This is a genomic window from Pararhizobium sp. O133 (assembly GCF_051669845.1).
Classification (GTDB): Bacteria; Pseudomonadota; Alphaproteobacteria; order Rhizobiales; family Rhizobiaceae; genus Pararhizobium.
Genome location: NZ_CP196428.1, coordinates 140,383 through 163,267, shown reverse-complemented (window position 1 = coordinate 163,267; position 22,885 = coordinate 140,383). Strand labels below are relative to the sequence as shown.

14 protein-coding genes, 8 pseudogenes and 1 other annotated feature are annotated in these 22,885 nt (G+C 59.9%); of the genes and pseudogenes, 12 read left to right on the top strand and 10 right to left on the bottom strand.

Annotated elements, in window-relative coordinates:
• Positions 1-35: 35 nt before the first annotated feature.
• From ACST81_RS25605 to ACST81_RS25595, 3 genes are all read right to left on the bottom strand, one after another.
• Positions 36-1,442, bottom strand: a complete 1,407-nt coding sequence (locus ACST81_RS25605; RefSeq protein WP_269704269.1) for an NAD(P)/FAD-dependent oxidoreductase — start codon at positions 1,440-1,442, stop codon at positions 36-38.
• 80 nt (positions 1,443-1,522) lie between these two features.
• On the bottom strand, positions 1,523-2,869 hold the full coding sequence (locus tag ACST81_RS25600) for an FAD binding domain-containing protein (RefSeq protein WP_269704272.1): 1,347 nt from the start codon (positions 2,867-2,869) through the stop codon (positions 1,523-1,525).
• 3 nt (positions 2,870-2,872) lie between these two features.
• Positions 2,873-4,423, bottom strand: a complete 1,551-nt coding sequence (locus ACST81_RS25595) for a xanthine dehydrogenase family protein molybdopterin-binding subunit (protein WP_438754633.1) — start codon at positions 4,421-4,423, stop codon at positions 2,873-2,875.
• A gap of 91 nt (positions 4,424-4,514) precedes the next feature.
• Here ACST81_RS25595 and ACST81_RS25590 point away from each other — a divergent pair, with 91 nt between their 5' ends.
• Positions 4,515-4,835: a hypothetical protein gene (locus ACST81_RS25590; RefSeq protein WP_269704278.1), complete on the top strand. Its 321-nt coding sequence runs from the start codon at positions 4,515-4,517 to the stop codon at positions 4,833-4,835.
• Positions 4,836-4,879: 44 nt separating this feature from the next.
• Here the strand turns inward: ACST81_RS25590 and ACST81_RS25585 are convergent, their stop codons facing one another.
• The 3 genes from ACST81_RS25585 to ACST81_RS25575 are packed head-to-tail and all read right to left on the bottom strand — an operon-like array spanning position 4,880 to position 8,474.
• Positions 4,880-5,884, bottom strand: a complete 1,005-nt coding sequence (locus tag ACST81_RS25585; protein ID WP_269704331.1) for a site-specific integrase — start codon at positions 5,882-5,884, stop codon at positions 4,880-4,882.
• Positions 5,881-7,248, bottom strand: coding sequence for a tyrosine-type recombinase/integrase (locus ACST81_RS25580; protein WP_269704329.1), 1,368 nt, complete (start codon positions 7,246-7,248; stop codon positions 5,881-5,883). The genes ACST81_RS25585 and ACST81_RS25580 overlap by 4 nt, the downstream gene beginning before the upstream one ends.
• Positions 7,245-8,474 carry a site-specific integrase gene (locus ACST81_RS25575; protein WP_269704327.1) on the bottom strand — a complete coding sequence of 410 codons (1,230 nt, stop codon included), beginning with the start codon at positions 8,472-8,474 and terminating at the stop codon, positions 7,245-7,247. Before ACST81_RS25575 ends, ACST81_RS25580 begins: the two co-directional genes overlap by 4 nt.
• Before the next feature lie 131 nt (positions 8,475-8,605).
• On the opposite strand from ACST81_RS25575, the pseudogene ACST81_RS25570 reads away from it, so the two are divergent.
• Positions 8,606-9,370, top strand: a pseudogene (locus tag ACST81_RS25570) (IS110 family transposase); the annotation flags it as partial.
• Between the two features lie 323 nt (positions 9,371-9,693).
• On the opposite strand, the pseudogene ACST81_RS25565 reads toward ACST81_RS25570, so the two are convergent.
• Positions 9,694-10,610 (bottom strand): annotated as a pseudogene (locus tag ACST81_RS25565) (IS3 family transposase); the annotation flags it as partial.
• Positions 10,518-10,633, bottom strand: a sequence feature (AL1L pseudoknot). Its footprint overlaps the pseudogene before it by 93 nt.
• Positions 10,625-11,242, bottom strand: coding sequence for a transposase (locus ACST81_RS25560; RefSeq protein ID WP_269704333.1), 618 nt, complete (start codon positions 11,240-11,242; stop codon positions 10,625-10,627). Its footprint overlaps the feature before it by 9 nt.
• A gap of 30 nt (positions 11,243-11,272) precedes the next feature.
• Between ACST81_RS25560 and ACST81_RS25555 the strand changes: the two are divergent.
• From ACST81_RS25555 to ACST81_RS25525, 7 genes and pseudogenes are all read left to right on the top strand, one after another.
• A pseudogene (locus ACST81_RS25555) lies at positions 11,273-11,629 on the top strand (transposase); the annotation flags it as partial.
• A 68-nt stretch (positions 11,630-11,697) separates the two neighbouring features.
• Positions 11,698-12,345 (top strand): annotated as a pseudogene (locus ACST81_RS25550) (helix-turn-helix domain-containing protein); the annotation flags it as partial.
• Positions 12,346-12,521: 176 nt separating this feature from the next.
• Positions 12,522-14,075, top strand: coding sequence for an IS21 family transposase (gene istA, locus ACST81_RS25545; RefSeq protein ID WP_269704282.1), 1,554 nt, complete (start codon positions 12,522-12,524; stop codon positions 14,073-14,075).
• Positions 14,076-14,092: 17 nt separating this feature from the next.
• Complete coding sequence (istB, locus tag ACST81_RS25540; protein ID WP_269704284.1) at positions 14,093-14,869, top strand: IS21-like element helper ATPase IstB; 777 nt, start codon at positions 14,093-14,095, stop codon at positions 14,867-14,869.
• 96 nt (positions 14,870-14,965) lie between these two features.
• A pseudogene (locus ACST81_RS25535) lies at positions 14,966-15,229 on the top strand (integrase core domain-containing protein); the annotation flags it as partial.
• 43 nt (positions 15,230-15,272) lie between these two features.
• A pseudogene (istA, locus tag ACST81_RS25530) lies at positions 15,273-16,746 on the top strand (IS21 family transposase); the annotation flags it as partial.
• A gap of 5 nt (positions 16,747-16,751) precedes the next feature.
• A complete protein-coding gene (locus ACST81_RS25525) occupies positions 16,752-17,420 on the top strand; it encodes an ATP-binding protein (protein WP_269704287.1) in 669 nt (222 codons plus the stop codon).
• Between the two features lie 199 nt (positions 17,421-17,619).
• Here ACST81_RS25525 and ACST81_RS25520 read toward each other — a convergent pair whose 3' ends face one another.
• Together ACST81_RS25520 and ACST81_RS25515 are read right to left on the bottom strand one after the other, a co-directional pair.
• Positions 17,620-19,335 (bottom strand): thiamine pyrophosphate-requiring protein, encoded by a 1,716-nt coding sequence (locus ACST81_RS25520; RefSeq protein ID WP_269704289.1) that lies wholly within the window; start codon positions 19,333-19,335, stop codon positions 17,620-17,622.
• Between the two features lie 151 nt (positions 19,336-19,486).
• Positions 19,487-20,728 (bottom strand): flavin-dependent oxidoreductase, encoded by a 1,242-nt coding sequence (locus ACST81_RS25515; protein WP_269704291.1) that lies wholly within the window; start codon positions 20,726-20,728, stop codon positions 19,487-19,489.
• Between the two features lie 365 nt (positions 20,729-21,093).
• On the opposite strand from ACST81_RS25515, the gene ACST81_RS25510 reads away from it, so the two are divergent.
• The 3 genes and pseudogenes from ACST81_RS25510 to ACST81_RS25500 form a co-directional block, all read left to right on the top strand.
• Complete coding sequence (locus ACST81_RS25510) at positions 21,094-22,044, top strand: MarR family winged helix-turn-helix transcriptional regulator (RefSeq protein WP_269704293.1); 951 nt, start codon at positions 21,094-21,096, stop codon at positions 22,042-22,044.
• Between the two features lie 70 nt (positions 22,045-22,114).
• A pseudogene (locus ACST81_RS25505) lies at positions 22,115-22,477 on the top strand (helix-turn-helix domain-containing protein); the annotation flags it as partial.
• A 100-nt stretch (positions 22,478-22,577) separates the two neighbouring features.
• Positions 22,578-22,832: pseudogene (locus ACST81_RS25500) on the top strand (IS110 family transposase); the annotation flags it as partial.
• Positions 22,833-22,885 lie beyond the last annotated feature (53 nt).

The window sequence follows — 22,885 nt, the reverse complement described above, 5'->3', positions numbered from 1 at the left end:
GGGCCGGACCGCTCGTGCCAGTTGTGTTTCGGTCGTCAGTGGCGGAAGACGAAGGGCGAGCCGTCGCGAAACCGTTGGAGGCGATAGATTGCCGGGTTGCAGACTGGTTTGACGCCGGCGATCATCGCCGCAAGCATCTGCCCGGCAGCGGGGGCGACCGAAAGCCCATTGCCTGAAAAGCCGGTGATGAGGAAAACTCCGGGGGTGTTGGCCACGTCCGAGATGACCGGGGTGGAATCCGGCGTGGCGTCGATGACGCCACCCCAACTGTCGACCACCCGTGCCGAGGCCAGCGCGGGGAATGCACGCGTCGCATTCGCGCGGATGGTGCCGTTTTCCTTGCGGTCGACACGGGCGCTCAGAATTCGGACATGCTCGAAGACAGAAGCCGCATCTGTTCGGCTTGATGCTCTCTCTCCAAACGACGTCCAGAAATCGCCGCCGAAGCGCAGCTTCAGCATCGAACGGGCGTGCCCCATAGCCGGCATGAAGTCGCGCAGGAAGCGAAAGCTGTCGAGCGTGAGCGGCGAGACATGGCGCAACCCGCCCATCGAATACTGGCCGTCCGCATGGCGGCGCCAGGTGAAGTCGCGACCATAACCCGCGCCCGCCGGGCCGGCGACCGATGACAGCCGCTGCATCGTGGTGCAGATGCCGAGTTGAGGCAGCCGGACGCCCAGCTGGCGTACCAGAAGCGAGCTCCAGGCACCGGCGGCGATCACCACCGTTTTGCAGCGGATGGTTCCGTGTTCGGTTTCCACCGCTGCGACCTGTCCGCCGGCGAGCTCAATTTGCCGTACCGCGCAGGGCGCACATATCGTCACCCCCTCGCGCTGGGCTCCACGCGCCAGACGTGAGATCGTGTACTGTGGCTCGATCGTGCCATCGCTGTCCTGATAGAGCGCGCCGAGATAGCGGTCTTGAAGCCCTGGCAGGAGACGGTCGAGTTCCTCGCCGGTCACGATGCGCGAGGTAATCGAAGGATCGGCTTGCTTGGCCTCGGAGAGCCAAGCCTTATGCGCCTCCATCTCCTCTTCCGAATTGATGAGGGAGAAATTCCCTGTCCGGCGATAGCCAATGTCCTCGCCGAAACGCCCGGCATAGCCTTCCCAGAGACGCTTGGCCTGGTTGGCCAGTTCCAGCTTCTCCGGGTGCCAGCCATTGGAATAGATCCAGCCGAAGGCGCGGCTGGACTGCTCGCCGGCGACCACGCCCTTCTCCAGAACCAGCACCTTCATGCCATGTTCGTTAAGATAAAGCGCGGTCGCGAGCCCCGCCACCCCCGCGCCGATCACCACGACGTCGGCCTCGGCCGGAGGGCGTTCTTCCGTCGCCACCGGCTCGGCCCGCGACACGCCCGAGGCGAGACGATAGCGGAGAAGGGATGCTATCCCCGCCCCGGCAGCCCCACCGATAATCGCTCCGCCGAGGAGAGCTTCCATGCCCGCTCCGAACATTTCATCGTTCCTTGATCTGTGAAGCCTGCCCTGCCCAACTGGCCAAGGCACGCGTGGGACGCCGGTCAGTTGGCAGTTGCCCGTGCAAGGCCGTGCAGGAGAAGTCCCCCGACGAGGTCGCGCCGATACTCCGCAGTCGAGCGGATGTCGGTGATCGGACGGGCGGCCGCCATCAGGGCGGCGGCAGCTTCCTCGCGATCTCCGCCCGCCGCGAGCAGGCGCTCGGCTTCCGGCACGCGCAACACTGTGGGCGCCACCGCGCCAATCGCGATGCGCACCTGGCGCGCGCCGTCGGCACCGGTCCATGCGTGATAGGCCACTGACGCCTTCGAGATGGTCTGCGCCTTGCGCGGGCCGCGTTTCTCGAAAAAAAACTGCTCTGCGCGCCGGTCTCCAGCCTTGGGGATTCGTATCTCGGCGATGAACTCGCCTGGTTCCAGAGCCACCCGCCGCGGGCCCTGTACGAAATCGGCAATGGGAACCGCGCGCTCGCCCTGCGGCCCCATACAGAGGATCTCGGCGTCATAGGCATAAAGCGGCGGCAGGCCGTCGGCAGCAGGCGAAGCATTGGAGATATTGCCGCCGATCGTTGCCCGGTTCTGGATCTGCATCGCGCCGATCTCGCGCGCTGCCATGGCCAGAACCGGCGAATGGGCAGCGATTTCGGGCGAATGAATGATATCGGTCCAGCAGGTCATGGCGCCGATGCTGATGTAGGTCTCGTCTTCACGGATCCCGCGCAACTCGGAAACAGCCGCCAAGTCTATCAGCGTCAAATCCTTCAGGTGGTGCTGTTCCTGCACCATCAGGTCAGTGTAGCCCGCGGCGAAGCGATATGGTGCCACCTGTGCGGCCAGACCGCTGCGCAGTTCGGCCAGCGAGGCCGGCCGCCAGTAACCGTCCATTTGCAAACTCGTGGCTGTGCCGGAGCCGAGCCGCGCGGAAAGCGGAGATCCAGGAGAGTCGTTCACGCTCTTTTGCATCGCCGTCAGGATCTTCGAATATCCGGTACAGCGGCATAGGTTGCCGCCAAGGGCATCGCGCAGGTCCTCTTCGGATCTAACCTCGCCCGAAGTGACCGCGCTCCAACCCTGCATCACGAACCCCGGCGTGCAGAACCCACATTGCACACCCCCCTCGTTTGCGAGGTTAATGGCGAGGGAGACACCGACCGGATCATTTCCTATGCCCTCGATTGTGGTGATCTCATTCCCTTCGACGGCGCCGGCTAAGGCGAGGCAAGAGCAGATCGTCTTGCCGTTCACGATGACGGTGCAGGCGCCGCACTCGCCCTCGCCGCAGCCATATTTCGTGCCGGTCAGGCCCAGGTCTTCACGCAAGACCTCCAGAAGCGGAGTGCGCGGATCGGCGGACAGGGTCTTGTCCACGCCATTAACGACGAACTTGATCATTTCTCACTCCTCTCCTTTGAGCGCAGACAGGACGGCTTCAGGGCTGATGGGGAATTTTGCGAAGCGGTGGCCGATCGCATCGTAGATGGAGTTGGCCACGCTGCAGGGGACGACCGGCAGGCCGATCTCGCCCAGGCCGCGAACGCCCAGGGGGTTAGTCACGTCTGGATGTTCGAACAGCCGCGTGGTCATCTTGATGGGGGTGTCACGGATGCTGGGGATGACGTAGTTCGTCAGCGACGGGTTCATCACCTTGCCGGCCTGAAGGATCAGATCCTCGTAGAGTGCGAAGCCCAGGCCCTGGACGAATGCCCCCTCTATCTGGCCCTCGATGTTTTGTGGATGGATCATGCGGCCAGTCTCGACATAGTTCTCGACCTCCAGGACGCTGACCTCGCCGGTTAACCGATCGACCTCGATGCCCATGACCTGGACCAGGTAGTTGTAGGCGATGTGAGGCATGCCGAAGACGAACTGCTCGGTCTGCTCGGGGATGAACGATGCCTCGACCACGAGATCATCGTTGTGGCCGGCGGCGGCGATCTTGGCGCGCAGTTCCTTGGCGGTCTTGGCAACGGCATTGCCAACCACATAGGTCGTGCGCGAACCGTGTGTCGCGCCAGAGTTCGGCCCGAAGCTGTCACCCATGATGTAATCGATGTCTTCGAGGGTGCAGGCCAGATGCTCGGCGGCGATCATCATGAACGAAGTGAGATTGCCGTTTCCGACATCGGGGACGCCGAGTTCCAGGAGGTAGCGGCCGCTTGCCCGACGGGTCAGGCGCACCGTCGCCCCCGCTTCAGCGCCCGAGCCCAGGCCGAAACTATACCATACCGAGGAAACACCGACCCCCCGCGCGGCAAAGGGACTGGCGGCCGCCTTGAAGGCCTCGCGCCCACTCCAGAGCGAGCCGGCTTCGGCCGCATCGAGCAGCGGTGCGAGGATCGGGTTTTCGGCCATTGGGAAACCAGGACCCGCCTTGTCGCCCTTGCGCAGGAGGTTTCGGCGGCGAACTTCGAAGGGCGAAATCCCGGTCGCGCGGGCAATGTCGTCCACGGCCTGTTCTATGCCTGGTAGGACCTGCGGAGCGCCCACGCCGCGGAAAGCCGAGGCTACACCGTTGTTGGTATAAATCGCCTTGGCGTCGACCTTCACCGCCTTGAAGCGGTAGGGGTCAGTGCAATGCTCGACCGACTGTGACAGCACGACCGGACTGTAGGTCATATAGGCGCCCGCATCCGACAGGAGCGAGATGTTCGCGGTCAGAAGCGTGCCGTCGGCGGCTGCTCCCACCTCGTAGGCAACCTGATAGCCGTGCCGCTTTACGCCAACGCGGATCGATTCCTCGCGGTCATACATGAGGCGGCTCGGACGGCCGGTCTTGAAGGTCGCCAGCGCAAGGGGCAGCTGGACGTTCAAGTCCTCCTTGCCGCCGAAAGCTCCTCCCATCATCGGGTTGAGGACGCGGATTTTCTCGGGCGCCAAGTTGAGCGCGCCGGAGAGCGCGACCATGTCGTGATGAGGTCCCTGACCGCCGACCGAAAGCGTCAGCACGCCGTTCTCTGAACTGATGCGGTGGATGCCCCTTCGCCTGGCATCGTATGATGTCATCCGCGCCAGGGTGGCGCATTTGAAGGAGGAGACCATGTCTAACGTGCATATTTTGGCAATTGACCTCGCCAAACGAAGCTTTCAGATCTGTGGCACTGATCGGGGTGGGGCGGTTCTATTTAACCGTACGGTTTCCCGCGCGAAGCTGATGCAGGTGCTTGATACGCAGGAGCCATGCATTGTGGCAATGGAAGCGTGCGCGACCAGCCACTATTGGGGCCGCGTCGCGCAGAGCAGCGGCCACGATGTCAGGCTGATTCCGCCTATTTATGTAAAGCCTTTCGTCAAGTTATGGCGAGGTGAGCATAACTTTACTAATCACGAGGTCGTCGTAATGCGGAGGAGCGCGGCCTGATCGGCGGATTTTCGCCGTTCTTGTCGATGTTCCTCCGCATTATTTCAGAGTGTGTCGAGCCAGGCGAGCACGCTGGCATCGCGCTTCCAGGATGGCTGGCTGCCGGGTGTGGCTGGAACGGCGACCTTTTCCAGGGCTTTCCGCTTCGTTTCCAGATTGGCCCTGGCATAGTGGTTGGTCGTGTCGAGGCTGACATGACCGAGCCAGCTTCGGATGACCGTAATGTCGACGCCGGCCGAGATGAGGTGCACGGCGGTGGCGTGCCGGAAGGCGTGTGGCGTTACGTGCTTGGCACGCAGCGTTGGCATGGTTTCGGCCGCCGCCTTCACGTAGGCGGCGAGCTTGAACCGGACCCCGGAGGCGCTGAGCGGCTCGCCATAGCGGTTGACGAACAGCCGCTGGTCGGGCGCCCGTGGTTGCCGTTCAAGCAGTTTCCGCAGCAACATCACGGTTTCTGGCCAGAGCGGACAGATACGTTCCTTCCGTCCCTTACCGGTCAAACGCACGCAACTCGGGCTTTCGAACCGGATTGCTTCTGGGCAAAGGTCGAGCGCTTCCTGTATTCGTGCGCCGCTGTTGTAGAGGAACGAGAGCAGCGCATGATCCCGCATGCCCTCAATGGTCGAACGATCTGGCTGAGCGAGGATCGCCGTCACTTCCGCCGGATCCAGATAGCTCGGTTCCGACACCGGAGCGCGCTTGATCGGTATGTTGAGGATTTCCACGCATTGCGCGATCGATCCAGGATCCCTTGTGGCCACGAAGTGGAAGAAGCTGCGGATCGCCGCAAGCCGGCAGTTGCGCGTGCCGATCGTACCGCCACGGTCATGTTCGGCGTGACTGAGGAACGCGGCGACCTCGCTGGCGGCCAGATCGGCCAGCGTGATCATAGCCACCTTCTTCCCAGTACGCTGGGCGACGAACCGGAGCAACAACCGCCAGGTATCGCGGTATGATCGGACTGTATGGATGGATGCGTTGCGCTGCTCGACCAGCCATTCGTAGAAGAACGCGCGCAGCAGGGCCGGGAACCGGTCAACCTTGCTCATGGCCGCATCTCCTGCCCCATGCTGAGGCACGGTGCGCCAACTGCCCGGAACCGCTCATTCGCGTAATGCAGCAGCTCCTGCGTGACGGTGATGTAGACCAATGTAGAGTTGATATCCCTATGGCCGAGATAGGTCGCGAGGAACGGCAGGCGATCCTGCGGGTTGATGCCCGTCCGGTACCATTCCAGGATTCTGTTCACGACCATCGAGTGGCGCAGGTCATGAACGCGAGGGCCCGCTTTTCCTCGCAATGGCTTCAACCCAGCGCGACGTATGACGTCAGAGAGCAACCACGTGATCATTTCCGGCGTGTAGTGACCGTCGCCTCGCTCGTGCCAGAACAAGCCGGAGCGCGCGTCCTGTGATCCACCGGCACGACGCCGTGCATCGACGTAGGCGCGAAGCTCGACTACAACGCTGTCGGGAAGCGGCAGTATCCGAGTCTTGAAGAACTTGGTCTGCCGGACGGTTACCGTACCGTCCCGCAGGTCAACGTCACCAAGATCGAGCCGGGCAAGCTCGCCGCGCCGCAAGCCTGCGCAATAGGCCAGCAGCAGCATTGTGTACATGCTCAGCGGCCGAAGCGGCACCCGTGGAGACGGATAGGTGCGGGCAACCTCGAGCATCCGCCGCACGTCGGCAGGCGAGTAGATATGAGCCTTTCGCCATTGCCTGGCCGCCTCCTTCCTCGGTCTCGGGTCCGGTCGCCGCACAGGTATCGACGGGTCGCGGTGACGAAGGATTTTCGCAAAGACGCGTTTGAGCTTTTCGCATTCCTCCACTTGGTGACGCGTGACATTCGTTGCCGCCCATCGATCAACCATGGCGCTCAGCGGTTCGGCCTCCGGTCCCGGATGCAGCTGCAGGAACCGGTCGAACCGCAAGAGCAACAGGGGCTGCGAAGTGTATTTGTATCCTCTGCGCCGCATCATCGCGACATGCTCAGCCATCATTTCGCCCAGCACGCTGCCGAACGGCCTGGGCTGGCGCAGTTCGGCGAGAGCCTGTTCCGGATCCCGCGACGCCAATGCCCGCCAGATGGGCATGCACTGCTTGATATTGCACGCATCTCGCAGAGCGGTGACGGGATTGCGTTCGATCGCGCCGATTTCCACCAGGCGTTCGAGGAACCGGTCAATGATGCGGGTGCGGTGTAGCCGCGTCGTCGCTGCCCAGCATTCGGCCGATTTACGCAGCCACGCAATCAGCACTTCCTGACCGAGTGCATCGTAACGTTCGGCCACATCCTGGAAGCCATGCAGGACCTGCCGATAACAGGCTCGGCTTTTCATGCTGTGCAGATCAAGGATCGCGACATGGCGGTCAATGATCGCGCGGTCGGGATCGGGCCAGCGGGCGGTCATGCCAGCACCTCCATTCCCGGCACGTCAAGCGCAATGGCCCTGAGGTCCTCGGTGGCGAGCTTGAGGTAGGGAGCCGTCGATCCCGTCGAACGGTGCCCCAGCACGTCGCCGATGACCTTTTGAGGCACCGCGACCCGCAACATCTCAACAGCGCGCGCATGGCGGAAGATATGGGGTCCACACTTACCAGGCGGTTGGACACCAGCGTCACGGAGCCACCGGCGAACCACGCTGTAAAGCTTGTCGAGCTTGCGATAGGGCGCGCGCGTGCGGAGGAAGATTTCCCTGGCGTCCGTCACGGGCCGCCCGGAACGCAGATAAGCAAGCAACGCTTCACCGACCGGCTCCATCAGGGGCAGCGATGTGCTGGCCCGCGTCTTGTGGTGGCGAACATGGATGGCTTCCGTCCGCCAGTCGATGTCCTCGATCCGCAGATTGCGGATCTCTCCAGACCGTAGCCCATATGTTGCAAGGAGTTGCAGGATTGCATGGTCCCGCAGCCCCGCTGGCGTCTTGTCCGCCCTCGCGGTTTCCAGCACCGCGGCGATCTGGTCTCGCTCCAGGATTGAGGGCACTCCTTCATATGCATAAAGCGTCGGAGCTATCACATGCCCTGACAGGTCCGTTGTGACGCGACCCGTGATGTGGAGATATCGCAGCAGCGAGCGAAGCCGCTCTGCGACAGACTTCAGCGAGCAGCGCGTCAGTTTCGGCGCGCGCAGATCCATGTAACGGTCTACGTCAACGACGCTCAGCCCCGCCAAGCCGCCGCTTCCGTAATCGATCTGCCAGGCAAGAAAGTTCCGGGCTTCCCACATCAGCGCTGCGACGCTGGAGCGAGCCAACCCGCGTTCCTCACGCAGCCAGATTTCGTATTCGTCACAAACTGCAAATCGGGCCACATCGGCCGCGCAGATAGGCTCGATTGCTGGCGGCCATTGACCGTGAGCAAGTCGCAACAGCGCATGAATTCCGGAGCGCGGAACCTCGTGCCAGCGTGCGCCGGGACGTCGACCACGCTCCTTTTCGAACTTTACGATCGCGTGCCGCAGGTATTGCTCTACCTGCACGTCGATCACGTCTGCGACCAGGATGCCCCGCTGTCCCAGATAATCGAGAAATCCAGATGCGTAGGTGCAGTAATTCCTCACCACGACCGGGCTGTATCGCTGACTGATAAGGGAGGAATTGAGTGCGGCAATTAGTTCGTGACGGATATAGGGCATTGGCGAGTCCTCTGTTGGTCGATTGACCCGCAGAGGTTCGGCACCGAATAATGCAAAGCAAGCCGATCGGAAAACAGCGAAAATCCGCCGATCAGGCCGCGCTCCTCCGCATTACGACGACCTCGTGATTAGTCAAGCGGCAGAAGAATGACGCGGCAGATGCTGCGGCAATTGCTGAAGCGGTATTGCGCCCGAACATGCATTGTGTTGCTGTGAAGAGCGCCGAGCATCAAGCGCGCGCTGTAGTTTTCCGAACCCACCAGTGCTTTGTTCGCCAGCGTACGCAACTGATCAATGCGCTGCGGGGTCACTTAGCCGAGTTCGGTCTGGTCTTTCCGCAAGGGCCAACCCATCTCAAGCAAGCAGCGGCCCTGCTGGAGGACGAGACCATCCAGATCCCGGACAGCGTCAGGGAGATGGCCCAACTTTACCTTGATCAGATTGCCCTGCTTACGGCCAAGATCGATGGCCTGACCCTCAGGCTGAGAGGCGCTATAAAAGAAACCCTTGAGATGCGGCGTCTCTGCACGGTGCCAGGTGTGGGACCAGTGACGGCCGGTGCAGTAATGGCGTTTGCTCCGGATCTGCGCACGTTTTCCAGCGGCAGGAACTTTGCCGCCTGGCTCGGCATAGTGCCACGGCAGAGGTCTACGGGTGGCAAGCAACGTCATGGCGGGGTGAGTAAAATGGGCCAGTCCGATATCCGAAAACTGCTGATTATCGGCGCTATGAGCCGGATTCGCTGGATCATCCGAAAGGGCATTTTGCCAGACAACTGGCTTGGACAGCTTGTCGGGCGCAAACCTCGCATGGTTGCGGCTGTTGCCTTGGCCAACAAGATGGCCCGGATCATATGGGCGATCATGACAAGAGAGCAAGATTATCGAATGGCGTGAACCGTCACCTCCTACAGGAGGTAGCGGCGAACGTCTCGGGGTCGTTTGATCCCGGCAAGGAAATCGACTGACGACCTATGCGGCAAGGACTTCAATGTTCAGGACGGGGTAAACCAGTCCCGGGGCTCGAGCACAAAGCTCTTTGAACCGATGTGGCCCCTGTTCTTCGAACTGCATACCGGCCCCGTGGCGCAGGCCACGATCAGAGGCCTGACACACGACCGATAGAAGCAACATGCTGCAAAAGAAATCGGAAGAAAACCCTTGCAAAGTCGGGGGCATCCACACACGCGCCGGGTTTGCCGGAGGCTAATTACGGTTAGTTACGCGGCCATGGCTTCAGTTTCCAGAGCTGCATAGAAGTTCTCCTCTGCCTGGGCTGGCGGGATGTTCCCGATTGGCTCGAGCAGGCGGCGGTTGTTAAACCAGTCGACCCATTCCAGCGTGGCATATTCGACGGCTTCGAAGCTCCGCCATGGTCCGCGCCGGTGAATGACCTCTGCCTTGAAAAGGCCGTTGATTGTTTCGGCCAGTCATAGCTGTCGCCAACGCTGCCCACCGAGGGTTCGATCCCGGCTTCTGCGAGCCGCTCACTGTAGCGAATGGACAGGTATTGCGCACCCCTGTCGCTGTGATGAACCAGCCCCATACCTTTTGCTGGACGCCTGTCGTGAACCGCCTGTTCCAGTGCGTCGAGAACGAACCCCGCATGAGCCGTGGTGCTGACGCGCCAGCCGACAATCTTGCGGGCATAGGCGTCGATGACGAAGGCGACATAAGCGAAGCCCCTCCAGGTGGCGACATAGGTGAAATCGCTGACCCATAGCATGTTCGGCGCCGGCACCTGGAACTGGCGGTTAACCTTGTCCATCGGGCAAGGCTGCTTTTTGTCCGGGATCGTCGTCTTGTGCGGCTTGCCTCTGATAATACCTTGAATGCCCATGACCTTCATCAATCTGCCAACGGTGCAGCGGGCAACGTAAAAGCCCTCGCGACGCAACTGCCGCCAAACCTTGCGCACCCCATAGACCTGATAGTTCTCCTCGAAGATGCGCCGGATCTCGGGACGTAACGCTTCGTCCCGGCGCGCACGAACTGACAGCCGTGTCGGATCAGATCGTCTCGCCAGATGATCGTAATATGTGGACGGGGCAATCGGCAGAAGGCTGCAGATCGGCTCGACCCCGTGCGCGCCCCGATGAGCGTCAATGAAACCCACCATCACTTCGACCGGCGGTCGAGTATCCGTCTTGGTCAAGGGCGATCAGGCAGCCAATCTCGCCTCTCACGCAGCAAAGTATTTGCAAGAACGATGATGCGCCGCATGATGGCGGTAATGGCGACTTTCTTCGCTTTGCCGGCCTTTAGCAACTGCTGATACTTGTCGTGGAGGTCTCGGTTGAAACGGATGGCGACAAGTGCGGGCATGTAGATCGCGCGCCGAATGGATGACCGTCCGCCGGTAATCCGCTCCTTGCCCTGCCACTTTCCAGATTGCTGCGTCATTGGCGCAAGTCCGGCGAGAGCGGTGATCTTCTTGCCCTCGAGGTGCCCAAGCTCCGGCATGTCGATCAGCATGGTGGTTGCGGTCAGACGACCAATCCCCGGAATGGTCATCAATCGGCGGATGCGCTCTTCAAGGGTGCCTCGCTGCCTGGCGATCTGCGCAATGACCTCATCAAGCGCTTGAATATCGGCACCGATGTCCTCAATGCGGCGGCCAAGCTGTTCTCGCACGAGCGGGTTCCGTGCAGTAGCAAGCCGCGTCTTCGCGGTCACCTGATCTTTGACCAAAGCGCGGCGGGCAGTCAGCAACTCTCTGAGAGGCTGACCCAAAAATATGTGAGTGATTTCAGTCAGTTGTGATTTCATCGGATTTGCGAAGATTCGATGGAGAGCACGATGGCTTGGACTGAAACCACCCGGCAGAATTATGTTCGTCATACGGCCCGATATGCAAGCGATGTCACGGATCGCGAATGGGATTTTGTTGCGGCTTTCATGCCTGCTCCCCGGCGTTTGGGTCGGCCGCGCAAGACCGATCTACGCGAGGTTGTGAACGCGCTTCTTTATATTGCGTCGACAGGTTGTCAGTGGCGGATGCTGCCGAAGGACTTTCCGCCCAGTTCGACGGTGCAGCGGTATTTTTATGAATGGCGGGCCATGGGCCTTTGGTCACGGATCAATCATCACCTCGTCATGGAGGCGCGGGAGCTGGAGGGGAAGGAGGCTTCGCCAACGGCGGGTGCCATCGACAGCCTGTAGATATGTCGGTACTCGCGGGACATTTCCATTAGCTTCCCAATTCTGGGACGATGGAGATGCACATGAACAAGGATCAGCGCGAGATACAGCGCAAGCTACGCATTCTGCGGCATGCTGACGAGACTGGGCATGTTGCGAAGACCTGCCGGTATTTTGGGATTGGTCGCAGCAGCTTCTACCGTTGGCGTGAAGCCTATCGGAAACACGGCGACGCCGGTTTGGTGAATCACCCGCCCATTCCTAAATGGCACGCCAACAGAACGCCTATCGAGATCGAAGAGAAGGTTCTCCATCTCCGGAGCAAATATTATCTCGGACCCATGCGCATCGTTTGGTATCTGGCGCGGTATCACGGCATCAAGGTATCAGACGCAACCGTCTCCCGAATATTGAAACGCAATGGCGTCAACCGCCTTCCGCGCGGCACCCGCCTACGCAAGGTCCATACCAAGCGTTACAACAAGCAGGTTCCCGGCCACCACATTCAGATGGACGTCAAGTTCCTGACTTTTAAAGGGGCGTGCGGTGAAAAGGTTCGACGCTTCCAGTTCACTGCCATTGATGACGCGACAAGGGTGCGGGCTCTGAAAATCTACGAGAAACACACCCAGGCTAGCGCCATCGACTTCGTCGACCACATCATCGAGAAGTTCCCGTTCCGAATCCATGAGATCAGGACCGACAACGGCCACGAATTCCAAGCCAAATTCTGCGTGTTTCACTAAATCACGGACACCGATTCCGGTAATTCGCGGACAGCGATTTCAGTAAATACGGGACAGTGATTCCGCTAATTCCCGGACAGTTTTCGGGGCGGATATGACGGTCGGTTCTCGGGAGCGCCGTTCTGGCATTTTGCCCTCTCATCATTGGGTTGAGAGGGGCCATGCCAAGACGGAAGCAAGCGAGACGAACGAGCGTGAAGGACATACGATCGATCCTGCGGCTGACGCATGAGCATGGGCTTTCCGTGCGTGCGGTGTCGGAACGGCTGAAGATCAGCAAGACCTCGGTTTCGACCTATCTGTTGCGAGCGCGAGAGGCAGGGCTTTGGGGCTGGCCGCTTCCGCCTGGTTGTGACGATGATGCGGCGCTTGAAGGGCTTCTATTCCGGAGGGTGGGCCGTCCGCCGCAGGATCTGATCGAGCCGGATTGGCCGATGATCGCGCGCGAGCTGAAGCGCAAGGGCGTGACGCTGACGCTGCTTTGGCAGGAATATCGAGGTGCCCACCCCGACGGTTATGGCTACACTTGGTTCTGCGACAGGTTCGGCATATTCCAGCGCCGCACGAGCGCGACATTCCGCAATCGTCACGTGGCGGGCGCGGTGATGCAGACCGACTATGCCGGCCACACCTTGCCCGTCATCGACCCCGATACCGGCGTCATCCGCCAGGCGCAAATCTTCGTGGCCGTGCTGGGCGCGTCATCCTTCACCTTCGCCCATGCCAGCTTCAGTCAAAAGCTGCCTGACTGGATCGAGGGGCAGTGCCGGGCGCTGAGCTTCTTCGGCGGCGTGCCGAAGGCGATCGTCTGCGACAATCTGAAGGCGGGCGTCGTCAAGGCACTGTGGTTCGAGCCGACGCTCAACCAGACCTTTGCCGCCATGGCCGAGCATTACGACACAACGATCCTGCCGACCCGAAGCCGCAAGCCCCGAGACAAAGGAAAGGTCGAGGGTGCGGTGCTGATCGTCGAACGCTGGATCCTGGCCCGGCTGCGCAACAGGCGCTTCTTCAGCCTCGCCGATCTGAATGCCGCAATCGCCGTTCTCCTGGAGGACCTGAACAACCGGCCCATGCGCCATGTCGGCAAGAGCCGTCGGGAGATGTTCGAGGAGATTGAACGTACGGCCTTGTCGCCATTGCCATCGACACCGTTCGAATATGCGGAATGGAAATCGGCGAAGGTCCACCCCGACTACCACGTCGAGGTCGACAGAACCTTCTACTCGACGCCGCATGGGCTGATCGGTCGGCGCGTGGATGTTCGGCTCACCCACCGGGTGGTTGAGATCTTCTACGACCACAAGCGGGTCGCCAGCCACGTCCGCCGCTCGCAGCGCTCCGGTCATGTCACCGTCAACGAGCACATGCCCAAGGCGCACCAGCGCTATGCGAACACGACACCCGCAAGCCTGATCCGACAGGCGATGACGATCGGCGTCAACACCGCCATTCTGGTCGAGCGGCTGATGCGCGACCGACCTCATCCCGAGCAGGGATACCGCTCCGCCTTCGGCATTCTCTCCCTGGCACGCCGCTATGAGCGGGAGCGTCTGGAGGCGGCCTGCGAGCGGGCGCTGATGATCAACGCGATTACCTATTCCTCCGTCAACGCCATCCTCAAATCCGGTCTCGATCGGGCAAGGCCCACCGCAGAGCCCGTCAAACCGACACCGCCGCACACCAACATCCGCGGCGGCTCCTATTATCAGTGAAGGAAAGGAACCAACCCATGCTGACACATCCCACCCTCGACCAGATGCAGGCCCTCGGCCTTGGCGGAATGGCGACCGCCTACCGGGAACTGGCTGAACAGAATAGCCCCGACGATCTCAGTCGCGATGAGTGGCTCGGTCTGATGCTCGATCGTGAAGCGGCCATCCGCGCTGACAAACGTTTGTCCAATCGGCTCGCCGCGTCGAGATTGCGTTTTGCGGATGCCTGCATCGAGAATATTGACTTCGCTGCCCATCGAGGGCTCGATCGGCGCAACACGATGTCGCTGGCCCAAGGCGCATGGTTGAAGGCTCATGAGAACCTGATCATCACCGGGCAGACCGGCACGGGAAAGACCTGGCTGGCCTGTGCCTTCGGACGGCAGGCGGCGAGGCTCGACCATTCGGTGCTCTATCTGCGCATGCCGCGTCTGTTCGAGGATCTCAGTTTGGCGCGCCTCGATGGCCGCTTCCCGCGGCTCGTCGACAAGCTGGCGCGGGTGCAACTGCTGATCCTTGATGATTGGGGCACTCACACACTGAACGACCAGCAGCGTCTCGATCTGCTGGAAATCTTCGAGGAACGCTATCGCCGGAAATCCACACTGATCACCGCGCAACTCCCCATCGCTCAATGGCACGCCATGATCGGAGAGCCGACGATCGCCGACGCCATTCTCGACCGCATCATCCACAATGCCCATCGCATCGGGCTCGAAGGGGACAGCATGAGAAAGCAAAAAACACCGCCACTCTTGACCAGCGACGAAAACGGCGAAATCAATCGCAAATGACTTCAACCAGGCAACCGGAAACCGACCCCATCATGCTGTCCCAGAATTAGTGAAATTGCTGTCCGCGACTTAGCGGAACGACTGTCCCGTTTTTGCGAAATGCGCACCAAATTCCACTGGCACGTCGAGGACAAGGGCATTCGCCACGCATATATCAGACGAGGCACCCCTCAGTTGAATGGCAAGGTCGAGCGCTCACACCGATCAGATCAGCAGGAATTCTACCAGCTGCTCAGCTACAAGGATGACGTCGATCTCGAAGCAAAACTTGACCAATGGGAGCAATTCTACAACTTCCATCGACCGCACGGAGCCTTCAATGGAAAGACGCCTTACGAGGCGCTCCGCGAAAAGCTATAGTCGTACCACGAAATGTCACAAGGGCACCTGCAGCTTACAGCGAGTGGATACGATTGCGCGTGTTCGTCGAGCCTTCCATGTTCAGGGCTGGTCGGTGAAGAAGATCGTCCGGGAGCTGCATGTTTCTCGCAACACGGTCCGCAAGATACTACGATCTGATGAGACTGACTTTTCCTACGAGCGAGAGCGGCAATCGCTTCCGAAGACCGGGGCTTGGAAGGCTGAGATCGAGCGCTTTCTGGCGACGAATGAAGGCAAGCCATCTCGCGAACGGCTGACGCTGATCCGGATTTACGAAGAGCTTCGCGCGTTGGGTTACGACGGCAGCTACGATGCGATCCGGCGCTATGCGAAGGGATGGTCGAAGGACCGGGGTGCTGTGACGGCGGAAGCCTACGTGCCGCTCTATTATTCACCTGGTGAAGCCTATCAGTTCGACTGGAGCCATGAGATCGTCCTGATCCAGGGCGTGACGACGACGGTGAAGGTCGCCGATGTCCGGCTCTGCCACAGCCGGATGATGTTCGCGCGGGCCTATATGCGTGAGAGCTAGGAGATGGTCTTCGACGCGCACGACAAGGCCTTCGACTTCTTCCGTGGCACCTGCACGCGCGGGATCTACGACAACATGAAGACGGCGGTCGAGTCCGTGTTTATCGGCAGGGAACGGCTCTACAATCGCCGCTTCCTGCAGATGTGCAGCCATTATCTCGTCCATCCCGTAGCCTGCACGCCAGCATCCCGCTGGGAGAATGGGCAGGTCGAGAACCAGGTCGGCCTCGTGCGCGAGCGGTTCTTCCACACCACGCCTCAGGGTCAAAAGCCTGGAGGAACTGAATGTCTGGCTGCTCGACAAATGCGTTGCCTATGCCAAGGCCCATAGCCATCCCGAACAGACGGGACAGACGATCCGGCAGATGTTCGAGGCCGAACGCGGCTGCCTCGTGCGCTATGTGGGGCCGTTCGACGGCTTCCATTGTGTGCCAGCGTCAGTATCCAAAACCTGCACCGTCCGCTTCGACAACAACAAATACTCGGTTCTATCGACTGCAGTCGGCCGCCCCTCGAGGTCCATGCCTATGCTGATCGGGTCGTCATCAAACAGGATGGAGTGACGGTCGCTGAACACCAACCGTGGCGAGACCGTCTATGATCCCTGGCACTATGTCCCTGTCCTCGCTCGCAAACCCGGTGCCTTGCGCAACGGCGCTCCGTTCCGGGAATGGGTTTTGCCTGCCGCGATGGAAAAGGTTCGCAAGCGACTGAAGAGCGTCGATGACGGTGATCGGCAGATGGTCAGCATACTCGGATGTGTTCCTGCTGATGGTCTTACCGCCGTTGAAGCTGCCTGCCAGGAAGCGCTCGATCACAGCGTCTGCTCGGCCTCGCTGATCATCAACACTCTGGCTCGAAGCCGCGATCCGGCTCCTGCTGCACCCCTGCAAATCCCGGATGCGCTTCGGCTTGCCCATGAGCCGGTCGACGACTGCGCCCATTACGACAGGCTCAGGAGGGCAAATTAATGGAACGCACGCAGGTTCTCGAACTGATGAGCACGCTGAAGCTCTACGGAATGCGAAGCGCCTACGACGAGGTCATGGGCAACGGCATCAAACGGCAGCACGAACCGCCACGCATCGTCGGTGATCTCCTGCAGTCGGAGATCGCCGAGAAGCAGGCACGCTCCATTTGCTACCAGCTCAGCATAGCCAAACTGCCACTCGCCAAGGACATCGACGACTTCGACTTTGCCGACACGCCCGTGAATGAACCCCTGGTCCGAGAACTGGCTACCGGCACCTTTGTGGCCGACCAGCGCAACGTCGTCCTCGTCGGCGGCACGGGAACCGGCAAGAGCCATCTGGCCATCGCGATTGCCCGTGCTCTCATCCGCAACGGCAAGCAAGGTCGCATGGCAGATTACCTTACGCGCCTCGACTTCATCATCCTCTACGAACTCGGCTATCTGCCGTTCGCGCAGGCCGGAGGTCATCTCCTCTTCCACCTGATCAGCAGGCTCTACGAGCGCACCTCGATCATCGTCACCACGAACCTTGCCTTCGGCGAATGGCCGTCGGTGTTTGGTGATGCCAAGATGACGACGGCACTCCTCGACCGCCTGACCCATCACTGCGAGATCGTGGAAACAGGAAACGAGTCCTGGCGCTTCAAGAACCGCTCTCAAAGCTAAAGCCGAAGATACCCATCACCCGCACTTGGCCTACCCTCTGCAACCCCGGCTAGCGCCGGGCAGGCCAAGCGCTGATCGTCTTCAGGGGGGGTGAATATTGGACGCCGATAAGGGGTCAACATTTCGCGCCGATTGACAATCCAAATTATTGGAACTGATCATTTCTTCGTCACAATCGCGATTTTAGGGAGGCCCACGATCACTGCCTGTCAGACACCGCAATCCGCAGCTCGAGTACCGCCTGCCGCCGCTCGGAGCGAATGACCCCGATAGCTCGTTCGAGCGCGGCGGGAAGATCGCGCCCGTGCTCGATACGCTCGACATAAGCGCGGCTTGCGGAGGCGATCTGCAGATAGTCGGGAGCGGGCTCAAGGTCGATCAGCGGCATTCGATTGGCTCTTACGGCAGCACCGTTCGGATAGCTGCTGACGACGGAACGACGAACGGCGTTCCAGATCCCGTTGTTCTTAATGATCGTCAGTATCGGCAGTTCGAGCGCCTCTGCGATCTGGTGACATGCTACCGGGTTAGCGAACATATAGGAACCATCCCCAACGCACGCGATGCACAAGCGCTCCCGATCAGCAAGCTGGGCCCCAAGGGCGGCAGGCACCCCCCATCCGAGCCCGCCACTGTGAGGAACGGTAAAGACCCGGTTAGGCCCGCACAGGCGCATGGCGTCTGGGGCGACCCCGAGTTCGGAAAACACCACGGCGCGATCATCCATCGCGTCTGCGATGCACCGGCTCATCCATTCTGTCGTCATCGGGGATGCGCAGCCCTGCGCCGACAAAGCTTCGGCGCGTTCGCGCCGTTGTACGGCCCGAGCTACGAACTCATCTCGTCGGCCATCGGCATTTACGGCGAGCGCCCGCATTGCCGCGGAAATCGACGCCACGCCCGCGGCGGGATCGCTAACGATAGCAAGGTCGCTGCGGTAGCTGCGGATAGGCATGCGCTGAAAATGCGGATCGCTTCCAAGATGGATGATCCGGGTTCCCTCGCGCGGCCGATGCAACGATTCCATCCACGGAACGGCGCTGTCGACAACGAGCACCACATCAGCTTCCGCGAGAGGCGCCTTCACGTCATAACCGAGAAACATTGGATGATCCGACGGCATGACATTTCGAATCGTGAAGGGTTCGACCACCGGGACTGCGAACTCATCTGCTAGTTGAACGATTTCCGTTGCTAGTCGCCCATGAGGATCGCCACGCTGGCAGATGATAAGCGGCGCAGCCGCACCAGCGAGCCAGGCTGCGGCAGCGGCTACGGCTTCCGGATCCGGATAGGCGGGCGACGACACGGACTGCGCGGGCGCCGCGGCCGTTGCGGAAGCTGGGATGGTGTCCATCAGCGGCTCGCGCGGCAAGCTGATATAAACCGGGCCACGGGGTTCGCTGCCAGCCAATCGCGTTGCACGCGTCGCCAGCAATTCTCCCTGCTCGGCATAGCGCATCTCATAATTAAACTTGGTGATGTCGCTGACCAAGGACGACTGGTTATACATCTCCTGGCCATATTGAATGGGGGTTACCCGCGAACCCTGACGGCCGCTTTCGGTGATCGGGGTACGCCCAGAGAGAACAACGACGGGAATATTATCACTCGCAGCGTTGATCACTCCCATTACGGAGTTGGCGAGTCCGACATTAACGTGAACCATCGTGGCCTGCGGTTTGCCGGTGACAAGATAGTATCCGTGGGCCATCGCGACACTGGCGGTTTCGTGCGGAACCGTCACGGGTCGCGGAGTCAGGTCCTCCCCCAATGCAACGAAGGCTTCAATGATTGGTGGAAAATCTGTTCCCGAATTCGCAAAAATATAATCGATGCCGTTCCGCTTGAGACCCAATAGAAGCGATTCAGCCCCGGTCTTTGCCGCCGATATCTCACGTTGGTTGCTCGTCATGCTACAAGGTCCCTTCAATCGATCTACTTAAGTTTTGGGTTTGAACGGGACGAGCCCTTAGCCGGGACGTCTGCCAAAACGGCTGACAGATTTGCCCCGCCTTAATGGCTGATTTCTCTCCACCCGCTAATGCCGCAAGTCCTTGGGAATCTTAGCTTTGAGCAACCCGTTCGCGATCGTACCCTGCGATTTTCTTGTAGTTTGAAGAGAGGCTGGCAAGTTCGTCTGCGGAAATGACATCCTCGATGCGGTCGAACGGCTTGTCGCCGGTGCGCTCGAAAACCTCCTTGAGGATGATATCAGGCGGTGTAGAGCGATTTGTGAGCACTACTTTGGCCGTTATTGGCAGCCGTTCTCCTTCATATGCCTTGAGGGCGTCGCGCGGGTTCTCAGCGCTCAGAAGCGCGTCGCCCAGCACCTTTCCATCCAGGATGGCTTGACCTGCGCCATTAGAACCACGAGGGTACATAGGATGAGCGGCATCGCCTAGCAGCGTCACCCGTCCCTGAGACCAAAACGGCAGCGGATCTTGATCGACCATAGGGAATTCCATGACCGCATCCGTGCTGCGCAGTAGCGCCGGCACGTCCAGCCAGTCGAACTTCATGTCCTCAAACGCCCACATGAAGTCGTCGAAGCAACCCTGTTTGTTCCAGTCCCGCTTCTTCTTGTACGTCGGGGTTTCGATCTCGGCCACCCAGTTGATCAACTGGTTCCCTTGGCCGTCGGCATCGTTCCGGATAGGATAGATCACCAGCTTTCCCGTCGACAGCCAGCCGATGCGCGTCATATTGGCTCCATCAAGAAACGGCTTATGTAGCGTTGCTCCGCGCCACATGTTAACGCCGGAATAGACCGGATCGCCCTCGTTGGGGTGCAAGCTCTTGCGAACCACAGAATGCAGGCCGTCGGCCGCCACCATAACGTCGCCGCGCACGCTTTCCAACAGCTTCTGGCCAAGCGTGTCCCGGAAATGCACTGTGACACCACCGTCGTCCTGATCGTATCCGACGCACTGATGGCCGGCATGAAGATGTCGCTTTGTCGCCAGTTCGGCGAAGCGCTGCAGCAGCGACTGATGCAAGTCGCCGCGATGCACGGAATATTGAGGGAGTTCGTAGCCTGCCCGGAGGCCCGCCGGCTCCGAAAAGATATGCTGGCCGAAGCGATTGAAGAAGGTCGATTCATAGGTTTCAACACTTCGGCGGGCGATCTCGCCGAGTACTCCGATCTCGGCCATCACCTTACTCGCATGCGGCAATAGATTGATTCCCAGGCCGACCGGCTGCAACTGCGGCGCTGCGTCATAGACCTCAGGAACGATTCCCCCTGCCGCAAGCTTGCATGCCAGCGTCATTCCACCGATTCCGGCGCCGATAATGATGACCTTCATCTGAAAATTACCCTCCTGCGATTTAGTATGACGTCTGATCACGTATATTGACCGTTTCTCTGCCGAAAATTCCCATCGAAGAGATGACGGCAATAGGACGGGCACCTTGCTTTACCTGAGCTTCTTCAAGCCATTCCCCGCCACTTGAGATTCGGGTTAGCCGTGTCTCGACGGCCTCGTCGCTTCCCACTGCGATCTAAATACCATGACGTCTTACTATTTTCAACCGGATAATCGACTTCCCCAGAAATGTGTATTGCGGGATTGTCGTGGCGATCTGGCCTTGTTAGATAGGATATTGACGAGACGAGGAATCGTAGGATGACTTCTCAATCCTTCGACCGAGCAAGTTGAGCATCTGACGAATGACAAATGAATTGACGATCGACGGAAGTGAGCGACCGGTTTGCAATGCTGATGTCTCGTTCTCGCAGATGTCGGGGCTTTATAACCGCCCCGGATTCAAGATCCGCCGCGCCCACCAGACGGCGGTCGCCATCTTTGCCGCCGAAACGTCGGAACTCGGGATCACATCTACCCAGTTCGGAATTCTCTTCGCGCTGGCCAGCGTCGCCGATCTCGACCAGGCCGGGATGGCGCGTCTGGTAGGGCTCGACCGGTCAACGACTGGACTAGTGGTTGACTTGCTCGAACGGCGCGAACTGCTGCATCGCGTGATGCACGAAGAGGATCGGCGCCGGCGCGTACTTAACCTTTCCGCCAAAGGAAGGGCGCTGTTCGAGCGCTCCCTGGAACCGGCCGCAACTGCCGTAAAAAGCCTGCTAGGAGATGCCGACCAGTCCGAGGTGTCTCGGTTTACCGACATCATGGAACATCTGGTCACTGAACATCTCGGCAGGGGGGAACTGGATACCGAGGGACCGCTGCGCGACCTTTACAGCCGTCCCGGTTATCTGATCCGGCGAAGCCATCAGCTATCGAGCGGGATCTTCGTTCGGGAATGCGAAGCGTTCAATGTAACCACGACACAGTTCGGTGTGCTCTATACGCTGTCGCATTGTCCCGCCATCGATCAGGCGACCCTGGCATGCCTGGTTCATCTCGACCGCTCGACGACCGCACTCGTGATAGGACTTCTTGAGGGACGCGGACTGGTGCAGCGGCGGATCGACCTCGCGGATCGACGTCGGCGCGTACTGACCCTTAGCGATGCTGGAGTGAAACTGTTCCAAGACCTCGGTCCCTCAGCCCAAGAGGCGATCGAACGTTTACTGCGTCCTTTGTCTGGGGGAGAACGAAAGTTTCTGTTGACTATGCTTGACGACATGGTGTCTCGCCACGAGCGTAGCACCTAGGCGTGTAGATATGTCGGTACTCGCGGGACATTTCCATTAGCTTCCCAATTCTGGGACGATGGAGATGCACATGAACAAGGATCAGCGCGAGATACAGCGCAAGCTACGCATTCTGCGGCATGCTGACGAGACTGGGCATGTTGCGAAGACCTGCCGGTATTTTGGGATTGGTCGCAGCAGCTTCTACCGTTGGCGTGAAGCCTATCGGAAACACGGCGACGCCGGTTTGGTGAATCACCCGCCCATTCCTAAATGGCACGCCAACAGAACGCCTATCGAGATCGAAGAGAAGGTTCTCCATCTCCGGAGCAAATATTATCTCCACCACATTCAGATGGACGTCAAGTTCCTGACTTTTAAAGGGGCGTGCGGTGAAAAGGTTCGACGCTTCCAGTTCACTGCCATTGATGACGCGACAAGGGTGCGGGTGTTGATTTGCACTGAGAGCTGATGGAGTGGATGCCCCCTCCCGACGGCATCGCAATGTGCCAGAGTGACGTTCGCGAGAACGTCACTTAGAGGAGAGAGCATCCATGAAGGAAGTTAGCATCGTTGGCCTGGACCTTGCAAAGCGGGTGTTTCAGGTTCATGCCGCCAGAAGCGATGGAAGTGTGGTCTTGCGCAGGAAACTGTCTCGCGGCCAAGTCGTCACCTTCTTTACGGAACTGCCCAAATGCATCGTCGCGATGGAGGCCTGCGCCACCGCGCATTACTGGGCGCGTGAGATCGGCAAACTTGGCCATGATGTTCGCTTGATCCCGCCGGCCTACGTTAAGCCCTTTGTCAAGTTATGGCGAGGTGAGCATAACTTTACTAATCACGAGGTCGTCGTAATGCGGAG